Origin of the sequence: Candidatus Avedoeria danica (assembly GCA_016703025.1) — a bacterium.
Lineage (GTDB): Bacteria > Chloroflexota > Anaerolineae > Epilineales > Epilineaceae > Avedoeria > Avedoeria danica.
In genome coordinates, this window is the sequence record JADJCV010000003.1 from 312,097 (window position 1) to 325,664 (window position 13,568).

Here is a 13,568-nt window from a genome sequence, read left to right on the forward strand (position 1 = left end):
CCTCGGCACAATCCGGCTCCTTCGTGCGTATAGAGTTGCCGTTGTTCGAGCAGACCCAGTCCGAGCAGACCCTTACCGAGCACACGCCATCGGTACGCCCCCGCCCGAAGACCCGCCAGAGGAGGCCCGCATGTCCGCCACACGCTCCCCCCATTCCTCCCGCGCCGCCGCTCCCCCGCGCACGCTCCTGCCCCCCATGCTCACCCGCCCCCTCGCCACCGCCGCCGCCCTCCTCGCCCTCGCGACGTTCGCCGTCGCCTGCCAGCCCACGCCGCCCCCCGGCGAGACGCCCGTCCCCGAAGAGGGCCCGGCCGTCACGATCACCGGCGCGTGCGCCGGCGAGCAGACGATCGAACCGGTGGCCGAGGCCGGTCCCAAGGACTGGGCCGACGTCCAATCACCCGAGCGCACGCCGTGTTTTCGCCTGACGGCCACCGACGCCGGCGACGACGGCATGGTCGCGCCCGAGACCGCGTTCGTCCTGGAGTCGGCCGAGGCGCTGTCGGCCAAGGAGGTCGCGGCGCTGATCGCGATCACGCCGCCCGTCGACGTCGACGTGGCCAAGGACAAGCCGGCGACGGCGGACGGCGGACCGTCGGATGCCGCGCAGCGCGATCACGTCGCGTCCGCCACCCGCTGGCTCGACGCCCTCGCCCGCACCGCCCACGCCCAGTCCCTCGACAACCGCTACCGGATCACGCCGAAGTCGCCGCTCGCCCCCGGCGTCGTCTACCGGATCGACCTCAAGCGCGCGTCGTCGGCCGCATCGAAGTCGGCGGCGACGTCCGCCGATCCGGGCGACGCCGCCCCGACCCTCCGCAGCTGGGCCTTCCAGACCCGTGCTCCGCTCGCCCTCGTCCACACCCTGCCGACCGACAAGTCGACGTGGGTGCCGACGGACACCGGGATCGAGTTCGCCTTCAACCGCGACGGCGTCACGGCCGAGGCCGTCGAGGCGGCGTTCAGCATCGAGCCGGCCGTTGCGGGCCGCTTCGAGCAGCACCGGCGGACCGTCGTCTTCGTCCCGACGCGGCTCCTCACCGGGACGCTGTACACCGTTCGCCTGGCCGCGGGCGTCGCCGGGCCGGGCGAGACGCAGACCGCCGCGCCGACCGTCGTCCAGTTCCAGACCCGCCGCGCTGAAGGCGACGATCGCGTCGATCCCAGCGTCATGCCGGCCCTCGACTTCCGCCGCCCGCTCTGGGAGAGCCCGACGGACGAGGCGCCGGTCGTCGGCTTGTTCCGCCGCGTCGACGAAACCGTCGCCCTCGAGCAAGCCGATGTCCAGGTCTATCGCTATGCGTCGGCCGACGACTTTACGGCCGCCATCGGCCGCTTCCAGGGCCTCCCGCGCTGGGCCGACGTCGCCGCCAGCCCGACGCTCGACACCGTCGGCGCGACGCCCGTCTTAACGTTCACCGCGCCGCTCGCCCAGCAGGGCGATTTCGGCGAGCTCGCCGTCCAGTTCCCGGAGCCGCTCGAGCCCGGCAGCTATCTTCTCGGCGTCACCGTCGACGGCTACCCCGTCCCGGCCGGCGGCTGGCTGCAGGTGACGGACGTGGCCGCATACGCCGCCGTCAGCGCCGGCAAGCTGGCCGTCTGGGTGAACGACTTGGCGACGGGCGAGCCGCTCGAAGGCGCCGCCGTCACGGACGGCGACGGCGAGGCGGCCGGCGAGACGGGCGACGACGGCGTCGCGTTCGTCGATACGCCCGCATCCGTCCTGACGACGGCCGACGCCGGCATGGACTGGGCGCGCGCCGCGACGACCGGCACGCTGTCCGTCACGGCCCCCGACGGCCGGAGCGCCGTCGTCCCGCTCGGCGACGCGTTCTTCTCGTTCGGCGGCGGGTTCCGGGACGGCTTCTTCGGCGGCCGCAGCCCCGGAGGCCTCTACTGGCGCTACCTGTATACGGACCGCCAGCTCTACCGCTTGAATGACACCGTCCACTTCTGGGGCATCGCCCGCGCCCGGGACGGCGCCGATGATGTCGAAACCGTGACCGTCGAGATCGCCGGCGGCGACTGGAGCGGGTTCGACTACCGCCCGATCGCCATCGCCCGGACCACCGTCGTACCCGATGCGGCCGGCGTCTACTCGGGCGAGCTCACGTTCAGCGGCGCGTCGCCCAGCTGGTACACCCTCAAGGCGCGCGTCGACGGCGAGCTGATCAGCCAGGTGCCGATGTCCATCGAGGACATCGTCGTGCCGGCCTACCACTTGGACGTTCAGACCTCCCGCCGCGCCCTCATGGCCGGCGAGCCCTTCTCGGCCACCGTCACCGCCGCGTTCTTCGACGGTACGCCTGCCTCGGGCGTCGACATCATCGCCGGCTACGAAGGCGTGGAGCGGACGCTCTCCACCGGCGCGGACGGCACGGTCTCGTGGACGCTCGCCGCCCCGCAGCGGACGGACGCCGCGTGGCAGGGCTACGGGTCCACCTTCCTGAGCGTCCGTGCCGCGGCCGGCGAGGAAGGCGACATCGGCGCGAACGCGCACCTGGCCGTCTTCACCGGCGCGAACGCGCTGAAGGCCGAGGGCGCCCTCGCGGCGGACGCGGCGGACCCCGTCAGCCGCACCGCCACCGTCAGCGGCACCGTGCACGCGCTCGACCTCTCGCGCCTGAACGGCCACGTCCTCACCGCGCCGGACGACTTCTACGGCGACATCGTGCCCGGAGTGGGCGTGACCGTTCGCGTGACCGAGACCGAGCAGGTGCGCATCGAGACCGGCGAGCGCTACGACTTCATCGCCAAGGAGGTCGTGAAGACGTACCGTTACGACTCCGTCCAGCGCGCCGTTGGCCCGTTCGAGACCACCGCGGACGATGCCGGCCGCTTCAACCTGACGTTCCCGGCCCAGCGCGACCGCTCGTACGAGGCGATCGTGGCGGTGGCGGACGATGACGGGCGGATCACGGAGCGGCGGATCTGGATCGGCGTCACGTACCTCAGCGACCCGGGCGAGCCCCTGACCCTCGTCTCGGACGCGGACGCTTCGCAAACCAAGGTCTACCGCGTGGGCGACGAGGTGTCGCTGCGCGTCGAGGCCGGCGGCGCGCCCGTCGAGGGCGGCCGCTTCCTCTTCCTGCGCGCCCGCAACGGCCTGCAGGACTACACGCTCACCGACGAGCCGCGCTTTGCCTTCGACTTTGAGGACACGCACGTCCCCAACGTTCACACCCTGACCGCGCGCTTCGACGGCCGGACCTACCGCGAGACCGCGTGGGGCCACGACGCGCGCTACGACGCATCCGAGCGCCGCCTCAGCGTCGCCGTCGGCGCCGCCGAGCCGAGCTACGGCCCCGGCGACGACGCGACCGTCGGCGTGACGGTGACGAACGTCGCCGGCGATCCCGTCGCCGATGCCTCCGTCCTCGTCAGCGCGGTCGACGCGGCGATCATCCAAATGCAGGGCTCCATCGAACGGCCCGACCCGCTGACCACGCTCTACGAGAGCGCGCCGGCCGGCGTGCTCCGCACGTACACGTCGCACGTCGTGCCGAAGGGCACGGCGGGCGCCGAGGGCGGCGGCGGGGGCGGCGACCGCCAGCTGTTCGAGGACACGGCCCTCTTCGCGCGCCTGACGACCGACGCCCGCGGCCGCGCCGAGGCGACGTTCACGCTGCCGGACAACCTGACGACATGGGTCGTCACGGGCCTGGCCGCCACCGCCGACCGCGAGGCCGGCAGCGGATTCGGCGTCGTCACGGTCTCCAAGCCGCTGTTCGTGGATGCGGCGCTGAACCGGACGTACGTCATGGCCGACGCGCCGGAGATCCGCCTGCGCGCGTTCGGCACCGGCCTGGACGAAGGCGGCCCGGTCTCGTTCACCATCGCCTCCGATACGCTCCTGGACGCCCCGATCGACGTGGCCGGCGATGCCTTCACGCCGGCGCTCGTGCCGCTCGGCGACCTCTCGCTCGGCACGCACAAGCTGCGCCTGACCGCCCGCGCCGGCGACCTCGAGGACACGCTGATCCGCGAGGTCACCGTCCTGCCCTCGCGCCTCTCACGCGTCGTGGCCGAGACGAAGACGCTCGCCAAGGGCGATGTGGCCGACCTCGGCGCGGCCGGCGACGGCGCCGTTCAGGTCGTCATCGCGGACGCGAACCGCGGCGGCTTGTACGGCGAAGTCGCAGCGCTGGCCGACTCCCAAAGCGACCGCCTGGACGACATCGTCGCCCGCGCCGTCGCCCAGGACTTGCTGGCGGACGGCTTCGGCGAGCCGCCGGCCGTCCCGGTCGACCTGCGCTCGACGACCTACCAGACCGCGACGGGCGGCCTCAGCCTGTTCCCGTACAGCGCCCCCGACATCGCGCTCTCGGCCGATGTCGCCCTGGCCGCGCCCGACACGTTCGGGCGGCAGGGCTTGGTCCAGGCGTTCCGCGCCGCGATCGAGGTCGCCGACATCCCGCGCGAGGACGCCATCGTCACGCTCCGCGGCCTGGCCGCACTCGGCGAGCCCGTCCTCGCGGACGTCAAGACGCTCCTCGACGCCGGACCCGAGCTCGATGCGCCGCTCTCCCCCGTCGAGCACCTCGACCTCGGCCTCGCCGCCGCGCTCCTGGGCGATCAGGACGCCGCCGAGAACGCCTATCGCGCCGTGCTGGCCGACCACGGCCAGCTCCGCGGCCAGACGGCCCGGATCGACAACGGCGTCGACGCGGACGACGTCCTCGCGGCCACGGCCCGCGCCGCCGTCCTCGGCGCCCTGCTGGGTGACGACCTGGCGCCGGCGCTCCATGCCTACGCCGCCGCCAACCCGGCCAAGGACGTCGCGCTGGCCGTCTGGCACGCCGCCTACCTCCGCGCCGCGCTGCCGCGCCTGGCCACGACCGAGGCCGAGATCCGGTACGCCCTCCCGGACGGTGAGCAGACCGTCACGCTCACCCGCGGGGAGACCATCGTGCTCCACCTCACGAAGGCGATGCGCACTGCGCTCGACCTGCGCGTCCTGGATGGCGCCGCCAGCGTCACCGTCGTCCGGCGCGAGGCGTACGTGGCCGACGCCGGCGACGCCGATCCGGACCTCGGCCTCGACCGCACGTTCGGCCACCGCGGGACGCTCCCGCCGCCGGTCGGGCCGGATGGCGAGGCGAGCGACGGGGCCGCGGGCGATGAGGGCGACGCCGCCGCCGAAGTCGAAGGCGATGATGTCGCCGCCTCCAGCGCCGTCACGTCCACGGACGGCGTCTCGGCGACGATGGCCGCCGGCATCGTGTCCGCGTTCGACGAGGGCGATCTGCTGGTGATCACGCTCGCCCCGCGACTTGGGCCCAAGGCCGCCGCCGGGTGCTACCAGGTCAGCGACCTCCTGCCTTCCGGCCTGCGCCCGGTCACGTCCCGGCTGATCCCGGGCGGCTACGTGCCGGAGTCCGACATCGTCTACCCGTATGCCATCGAGGGCCAGCGCGTCAGCTTCTGCGCCTGGCCGGACGAGGACGGCGAGGTCGACCCGATCCGCTACCTGGCCCGTGCCTTCGCGCCCGGCCGCTACGCCGCCGAGCCGGCGATCATCCAGGCGCAGTCCGCGCCCGGCCGCCAGGCGCTGTCCAGCCCGGCGACGATCGAGGTCCGGCCGCGCGGCGAAGCCGTGCCCTGAAGAGCGCGCGGCGCCGCTGCCGCCGCGATCGTCCCGCGCCCGGCCGGCGCGCCGCCTGACACGCGCGCGCTGGCCGAGGCGCGGTACGCCGGCGCCCGCCTCGGCTGGCCGGCGCTGCCCGGCTGCCGCGTCGTCGTCGTCCCGCACCACGATCTGGCCGGGTCGCTCATCGCGGCGGGGCTGCGATCGGCGCTGGGTGACAGCCACGCGTCATCGCAGGCGGTGACTGCGGGCATCGCCGCGACGTCGGGTGTTCACGCGGCCTCGGACGTTGCCGCGGCCTCGCGCGTTGCCGCGAAGCGCCGCATCGTCCTCATCGGCGTCGATCACGCGCGCGCCAGCTCCGCCACGGCCGCGACGAGCGCGCGGCCGTGGCAGCTGCCGGACGGCCTCGTCGTGAACGTCGACGGCCCGACGGTGGCCGCGCTCGTCGCGTCGCGTGCGTCGGTCGAGGCGGGCGATCTGCTTGCGACGGAGCACTCGATCGCCGGGCTCGTGCCGTTCGTCGCCGCGGCGGCGCCGGGGGCGGTGATCGTGCCGCTGGCGGTGCGGCCGAATGCGGCGCTTTCGGACGTGCGGTCGCTGGCGGCGGCGCTCGACATCGAGGACCCTTCGACGGACGTCGTCGCCGCGGTTGACTTCGCGCACGGCCTCTCGGCGGCCGAAACGGCTGCGAATGGCCGCGCCGCCGTCGTCGCGCTGGCCGCGTTGGACGTCGCTGCCGTCGGGCGGTGGGATGACGCGCATGCGGACGGGCGGGGCGCGCTGCGCCTGGCGATGGCGTTGGCCGAGCGCGCCGGCGCGACGCGCTGGACGACGTTGGCGGTGACGGACGCATCGGCGTTGGCGGGGTGGGCCGGGGGCGGGGTGACGGGGTATGTGGTGGGGTGTTGGGGGGGCGGGATTCAGGGCGAAGGATAGAGGGGATGACGGCCTTGGGCGCCGCATCGCCACGTTTCCCATAGAATGGCCACCATGCCCCCCACCCCTCCCCTCCAGATCCTCTGGCTCCGCCGTGACCTGCGCGTCGCCGACCACGCGGCGCTGCACGACGCGGCGCGGCGCGGGCCGGTGCTGCCGCTCTACATCGTCGATCCGGCTTGGCTGGCGGAGGCCACGTTCGGGACGCGGCACTGGATGTTCGTCCGGGAGTGCCTGGTCGAGGTCGATGCGGCGCTGCGGGCGCTCGGACAGCCGCTGCGCGTCCGCGTCGGCCGACCGGTCGCGGTGCTCGATGCGCTGGCGGACGACGTCGCACGGGCCGATCTCACCGTGGGCGCCGTCTGGGCGATGGCCGAACCCGGGCGGCGGGCCGCGGCGCGCGACGAGGACGTGGGCGCATGGGCAGCCGGGCGCGGCATCGGCTGGCGCGTGCTGGCCGAGGAGCCTGCGCCGGGCCGCACGACGATCCCGGCGCCGAGCCGGCTCGGCGCCGCGGCGACGGACGGCGTGGCCGCCGGCGAGCTGCCGACGGCGGAAGCCCTCGGCCTGGTGCCGGACGGCCTGACGGACCGTGCGCTCGACGCGGACGGCTTGGCGTGGCTGACCGAGAGCGGCCGGCGGCGCGTGGCGGGCGGGGCGCGGGCCGGCGCCGAGTTGCTGGCGTCGTTCCTCGCCCAGCGCGGCCAGGGCTACGGCGGCGCGGCCGACGATCCGTCCGCGGCGTCGCTCGTGTGCTCCCGGATCGGGGCGCACCTGGCGTGGGGCGCGTTGTCGACGGCCGAGGTCCACGCGGCGTTGCGCGCGGCGGAACAGGAACAGGCGCGGCGGCGGGGACAGGATCGCGCAGCCGCGCACGGCGCCGAGGCCGAGCCTTGGCGCGCGTCGATGGGGGCGTTCCGGGACGCGATGGCCGTGCGGGAAGCGGCGCTGGCGCGCTTCGCGGTGCGCCCGGACCTCGAACCCGATGTCGGCGCCGGGGTGGACGCCGACGGGCCGGGCGGCGGGGTCGACGACGCCGGCGGCGGGAACGATGGGCGCACCGGCGGGGGCGGGCCCGTGGACGACGGGCGCGATCCGTCCGCTCGTCTCGAGGCGTGGGCGGCGGGCCGGACGGGGCGGCCGCTCATCGACGCGGCAATGGCGCAGCTGCGGGCGATCGGCTGGCTGCCGTACCGGCTGCGGGCGGTGACGACGTCGTACGCCGTCCACGACCTCGGGCTGCCGTGGCCCGTCGTCGGCCGGCAGCTGGCGCGCCTGTGCCTTGATTACGATCCGGCGCTCCTGTGGCCGACCGTCCGCCGGATCGCCGGCGTGCTCGATGCCGCGGGGCCGCGGATCTACAACCCGGACCGGCAGGCGCTGGCGCTCGATCCGGCCGGGCACTACGTCCGCGCCTGGCTGCCGCCGCTGGCCGCGGTGCCCGACTCGTTCGTCCACAACCCGTGGCTCATGCCAGCGGCCATGCAGGCGGCGGCGGGCTGCCGCGTCGGCGTGGACGTGCCGGCGCCGATCGAACCGCCCCGCGGCATGCGCGGCAGGGCGAGCGGTGCGTGCGCCAGGATGCGCAGCCCGGGGGGCGCAAGACGATCGCGGGCGGTTCGGGCCGGGTGCAGCTGCCGTTGGTCAGGCGACACCGCCACCGGAGCGTCTCCGGGTTCCGTGCTCTGGCGGCTGCCCCGAGCGCGTCCAGCGGCGGGGTACTGGGGCGGGGTACCGGGATCGCCGCGGCGGCGTCGACGCGCGCGTCCGGGGCCGACTCGACCGTCGCGGGGGAATCGGCGGATAGTTGGCAGACGGTTGCGGAGTCAATCAAAATGGCTGCCCGTCGGCGGTTGGTCCGGTGTTATGGCCAGACTGCGGCGTTGGTCGTCCCTCGACGTCCGCACGTCATCATGCCGATGTCTCGGCCCACGCACTTCGCAGGAGATCTCGATGCGTCAGGTTCAATCGCGCTTGTCGTCGGGCCTGCTCTGGACGGCCCTCATGCTGGGCTGCTTCTTCGGCACCGGCGTCGTCAGCCGTTCGATCGGCCGGTTGTTCGGCGAGGCCGAAGGGTTGGCGCAGGCGCAGGACATCGCCCGCTGGGCGGCCCTTGCGGCGCTGGCGCTGGCGATCGTGGCCGCGGGGTGGGTGACGGTCCCGGTGGCGCTGCGCGGCGGTGGGTTCGTGCGTCGGGTGACGAACGTCGTGCCGCTCGTGGTGCTCAAGCTCCTGGCGCTCGGCTCCGTCGGTGCGTACTTCAAGATCGGCACCGTCGGTGGGCTCATGGAGATCGAGGAGATCGGCGACATCACGTTCGCCATCTCGTGGCTGGTCGTCTTCGGGCTGCTCGCGATCCTCGTCGTCGTCCCGACGACGGCGCGCGCGCTCGTCACGCCTCGGACGCTCCGGGCGGCCAACGCCTTCCAGATGCTCAGCACGCTGGCCTCCGTCGTCGCGGCCGGTGCGATGATCGCCGCCGTCGCGATCGTGCTCCAGGCGACGGCCGCGGCGCCGGGCGGACCTCCGGGCGGTGCCGGCGGTGCGGCGACCCCGGCGGCGCAGCTGGCCGCACAGGCGGCGATGGCGGCAACCGCCAAGCGGAACTACGCGATCGGCGGCGGGCTGATGGCGGTCTTCGCCGTCCTGGCGCTGCTCAGCGCCTTCGCCGCCTGGCGCGCCCGGCGCGACATGACGATCACGGCCCGCAACGCGGCCGTGTCGCAGGGCGGCTGGTCGGAGTTCGGCGGCGCGGCCGTCGCCGGCGTCGTGCTGCTGGCGCTCGTCCTGGCCGTGTTGCAGCCGTTCCGGTTCCCGATCGACAACCCGCCCGCCACGCAAGCCGCCGTATGGGATTCGCCGACGACGGCCGATCTCGTCGCCCGCACGTGCATGGACTGTCACAGCAACGAGGGCACGTGGCCATGGTACACCCGCGTGGCCCCGATGAACTGGCTGACGGTCGGCCACGTCCGCAGCGGCCGCAAAGCCTTCAACCTCTCCGAACTCGACAAGCTCGCCCCCGACCGCCGCGCCAGCCTCGGCGAGCGGATGGGCCGCTCGCTCCAGCGCGGCAACATGCCGACGGCGGACTACAAGCTCATGCACGCGGACTCGCGGCTGACGGAGGACGAGGTGACGGCGTTGGTCGAAGGGTTCAAGGCGAGTTTGACGGTCCAGGAGTAGTCCGGCCGTTGCTCGCCATGGCAGTGCCAACCGCGCGACGCACATCCGACGTTCGCCTCGCCGCCCACGGCGTGCCTAGCGGCAACCGCACGCCCACACGACGCCGTTGGCCACCGGGTGATACGCCATCCCCGGTCGGGCCAACCGCAGGCTCTGGCGCAGCGGGTTCGCTGGACTTGCAGGCTGGTTCGTGCTGCAGCGCAGTCCCCAGCCGGACACGCGCTCGGGATGGGCGAGGGCGGCGGCGATAACGTCGGGCGGTACGGGGGAGCGGGTGGCGGGGCAGATGCGGGCGTCGGTGAAGGCGGGGTCGACGACCTCGATGCTGGCGGGCGGGAAAGCGACGGTGCCGCGGGCGGCGCGCGCGTCCGTGAAGGCGGCGGTGGCACCGAGGCTGACGGGCCAGAGGCCGATGGCGGTGGGGCGGAGGCGGTAGGTGACGGTGATGGCGGCGGCGGGGTACGTGATCGTCGCCGGCAGCTGCCAGCGCAGCGTGCGGCCGTCGGGCGACGTGACGCTTGGCGACGGGTCGACGGTCGGCGGATCGACGTCAAAGGCGGGGGCGATGGTGTCGGTGATGACGAGGTTGACCGGCAGCGAGGCGTCGCCGGCGACTTGCCGTCGAACAGGGTCGAAGTACTTGGTCAGCGGATCGAGTTGGCGCGAATCGAAGTAGTAGACGGGCGACGTGGCGATACGTTGCATGCACGGCACGCCGCCGCTCGACGGCGGACCGGACAGTACGCTGAGGACGAGGATGCCTTCGGACTTGGCTCGGCCGGCGGCGGACAGGGCCGCGCTGCAACTGCCATCCCGGCCGGCCGCCCAGGCGGCGCTTGAAAACAAGATGATCATCCCGCGAATCGTGTACGGGTCGTGCCCTCTCCGCCCGCGCGCGAGCTCGCGCCGGGCAGTGTCCAGGCCGCGGTCGACCGCATCTCCCGACGCCCCTCGCGCGCGGCGGACCGCGCTGCGGACCCGTTGGTCGTCGTTCGTCAGCCCGGTCAGCGTTCGGACGGTGGCTCCGAAGCCAATGACGGCGACTTTGGTGGATGGATTGGCGGGCATATCCAACTTGGCTACGACGTCGTCGATGGCGCTGCGTACCGCGCGCACATCGTCGTTCTCGCCCAAGTGGTTATCGACCACGAACACGACGTGCAGCGGGAACACCCCTGCGGTGCACCCACGGACGGTCAACGTCACCGAAACGGTTTCCGACAACCCGATCCGCGCCGCACCCACTTCCCGGTCCGTCTCAACCCGGCACCGTTTCGACGTCGTCACGCTCGGCGGCGTCGCCGTCGGCTCGACGCGACGGGCGTGGACGACGGGGGCGGAGGCCGCGTGCAGCGCCGCGATGGCAAGTGTCAGCGTGATCACAGCGGCGGCGAGAGCGAGAACGGGCAATCGGCGGTGCATCGTGGGCTCCAGCGAGGGTCGTGCGGGCGCAATCCACCCTATACAACAACCCGCGACCCCGCCCGCGGACAACCCTCATCCCTGCGAATTGCCCTTCCCCCGCCCAGCATCCTCCCCCTCCCCCAAACTTGGGGGAGGGGTCGGGAGGGGGCCATAGGCCGCACCCCCCGCGCCACCCCCCCTCGTGTACCATTCCCCCATGTCCCTCCTCTCCGCCAACGGCCTGGCCATGCGTTTCGGCGCCGACGACCTCTTCGGCGGCGTCACCGTCAGCGTGCCCCACGGCGCCCGGATCGGCCTCGTCGGGCCGAACGGGATCGGCAAGACGACGCTGCTGCTCATCCTGGCCGGCGAGATGTCGCCCAGCGCCGGCAGCATCGCCGTCGCCAAGGGGGCGCGGATCGGCTACCTCAAGCAGGAGGCAATGGCCGCCTTCGGCGACCGGGGCGGCGTGCTGTACGACGAGATGCTCGCGCCGTTCGCCGCGCTCCGGGCGGACGAGGCGCAGTTGGCCGAGCTCGAGCACGCGATGGCCGACGCACATGCGAGTTCGTCGGGCGATGCGTCGGGCGATACGTCGGGCGACGCGACCGCTGGTGCCGCGCTCGTGGAGCGCTACGGGCGGCTGCAGGCGGCGTTCGAGCTGGCGGGGGGCTACACGTACCCGCAGCGTATCCGGCACGTCCTCCTCGGGCTCGGCTTCGGCGAGAGCACGTGGCAGCAGCCCCTCGCCCAGCTGTCCGGCGGTCAGAAGACGCGGGCGCTCCTCGCCCGGCTCCTGCTCGAGGCGCCCGACCTCCTCATCCTCGACGAGCCGACGAACCACCTGGACATCCGTGCGATCGAGTGGCTGGAGGGGATGCTCGGCGGCTGGCCGGGCGCGGTCGTCGTCGTCAGCCATGACCGGTTCTTCCTCGACCGCGTCGTCGGGCACATCTGGGAGCTCGGCCGGGGCGGGATGGAGACGTACCGCGGCAATTACAGCGCCTACGTCCAGCAGCGCGAGGCGCGCTGGGAGCTGCGGCGCAAGCAGTACAAGGCCGTCAAGGAGCGCTTCGAGAAGGAGATCGACTACATCAAGCGCTTCATCGACAGCCAGAACACGGCGCAGGCGATCGGGCGGCTCAGGCGACTCGGCCGCGAGGTCGAGGCGCTGCATGCCGGCGGGATCGAGATGGCGGCGGCGATCGACGCCAAGGGCTGGGCGCAGGCCACGGGCGATCTCCTCCTCGGCCGCTCGTCGATGAACGTCGACTACGTCGCGATGCGTGTCGGGCAGCTGCGCGAGCCGTCGGGGGCGCTCGAGCGGATGCACCTGAAGATCAAGGCCGGGCCGCGCGGGCCGGACATCGTCATGCGGAGCCGCGACCTCGTCGTCGGCTACCCCGACGCGCCGCTCGTCACGCTGCCCGACCTCGAGCTGCGCCGCGGCGCGCGCGTCGGCGTCCTCGGCCCGAACGGCGCCGGCAAGACGACGCTCCTCAAGACCGTCCTCGGCCAGCTGCAGCCACTGGCGGGCGATCTGAAGGTCGGCGACAGCATCGTCGTCGGCTACTTCGCGCAGGCGCGCGACGACCTGTCGGACGACGACACCGTGATCGACACCGTGCTCAACCGCTCGCAGTTCTCGCCCGGCGAGGCGCGCAACTACCTGGCCGGCTTCCTCTTCCGGGAGGACGACGTCTTCAAGAAGGTCAGCGCCCTCTCCGGCGGCGAGCGCGGCCGGCTGGCGCTGGCCGTGCTGGCGCTGCAGGGCGCCAACCTCCTCGTGCTGGACGAGCCGACGAACCACCTGGACATCCAGGCCCAGGAGGTCCTCGAGGACGTCGTGAACGGCTTCGCCGGCACGGTGCTCCTCGTCACGCACGACCGCTATCTCGTCGATCGACTGGCGACGATGCTGTGGTGGGTGACGGACGGCCGCCTGACGGTTCACGAGGGCACGTACGCCGACTGGCAGGCGCGTCAGGCACGCCAGGCGAGCCAGGCAGGCCAGGCGGCCGGCGCAGGCTCGGCCGGTGCGGGGTCGAACGGCCGCGGCGCCTCGCGCGCCGCCGGACCGCCCGCGTCGCGCGCTTCCACCGACCGCGCCGCGCCGGCCGGCGGCCGCAACGCCACCGCCGCGGACCGCGATGCCGCCCTCGTCGACGGGATCCGGCGCGCCGCCACGGCCGGACCGCCGCCGCGCAGCAAGAACGAGCTCCGCCGCCTGGCGGACCACGTCGCCGCCCTCGAGGATGCGATCGCCGGCGCCGAGGCGCGCGCCGCGTTCCACGCCGAGGCCGTCCAGCGGGCGAGCGAGGCGGGCGACGTCGACGGGATCCGCGAGGCGACGACGGCGATGGCGGCGGCGGAGGCGGAGGTCGAGGCGCGGATGGCGGAGTGGGAGGCGGCAGCGGCGGAGTTGGACGGCGCGTAGGCGCGTGCGATGCCG

5 protein-coding genes are annotated in these 13,568 nt (G+C 73.7%); 4 read left to right on the top strand and 1 reads right to left on the bottom strand.

All coding sequences use genetic code 11. The features are described from left to right. The first annotated feature begins 130 nt into the window (after positions 1-130). From IPG72_03100 to IPG72_03110, 3 genes are all read left to right on the top strand, one after another. Positions 131-5,605: an Ig-like domain-containing protein gene (locus tag IPG72_03100; GenBank protein MBK6768015.1), complete on the top strand. Its 5,475-nt coding sequence runs from the start codon at positions 131-133 to the stop codon at positions 5,603-5,605. 222 nt (positions 5,606-5,827) lie between these two features. Next, complete coding sequence (gene amrB / locus IPG72_03105) at positions 5,828-6,526, top strand: AmmeMemoRadiSam system protein B (GenBank protein MBK6768016.1); 699 nt, start codon at positions 5,828-5,830, stop codon at positions 6,524-6,526. Positions 6,527-6,580: 54 nt separating this feature from the next. Then, positions 6,581-9,712, top strand: coding sequence for a heme-binding domain-containing protein (locus IPG72_03110; GenBank protein ID MBK6768017.1), 3,132 nt, complete (start codon positions 6,581-6,583; stop codon positions 9,710-9,712). Positions 9,713-9,787: 75 nt separating this feature from the next. Here the strand turns inward: IPG72_03110 and IPG72_03115 are convergent, their stop codons facing one another. Next, a complete protein-coding gene (locus IPG72_03115) occupies positions 9,788-11,134 on the bottom strand; it encodes a VWA domain-containing protein (protein ID MBK6768018.1) in 1,347 nt (448 codons plus the stop codon). Positions 11,135-11,333: 199 nt separating this feature from the next. Here IPG72_03115 and IPG72_03120 point away from each other — a divergent pair, with 199 nt between their 5' ends. Then, entirely contained in the window at positions 11,334-13,553 is a 2,220-nt protein-coding gene (locus tag IPG72_03120) for an ABC-F family ATP-binding cassette domain-containing protein (GenBank protein MBK6768019.1), read from the top strand. Positions 13,554-13,568: the final 15 nt, after the last annotated feature.

What these genes read in the sequence shown, in the direction of transcription:
- IPG72_03120 (MBK6768019.1), top strand. Translation starts at nt 11,334, where the DNA reads ATGTCCCTCCTCTCCGCCAACGGCCTGGCCATGCGTTTCGGCGCCGAC.
- IPG72_03110 (MBK6768017.1), top strand. Translation starts at nt 6,581, where the DNA reads ATGCCCCCCACCCCTCCCCTCCAGATCCTCTGGCTCCGCCGTGACCTG.
- IPG72_03115 (MBK6768018.1), bottom strand. Translation starts at nt 11,134, where the DNA reads ATGCACCGCCGATTGCCCGTTCTCGCTCTCGCCGCCGCTGTGATCACG.
- IPG72_03100 (MBK6768015.1), top strand. Translation starts at nt 131, where the DNA reads ATGTCCGCCACACGCTCCCCCCATTCCTCCCGCGCCGCCGCTCCCCCG.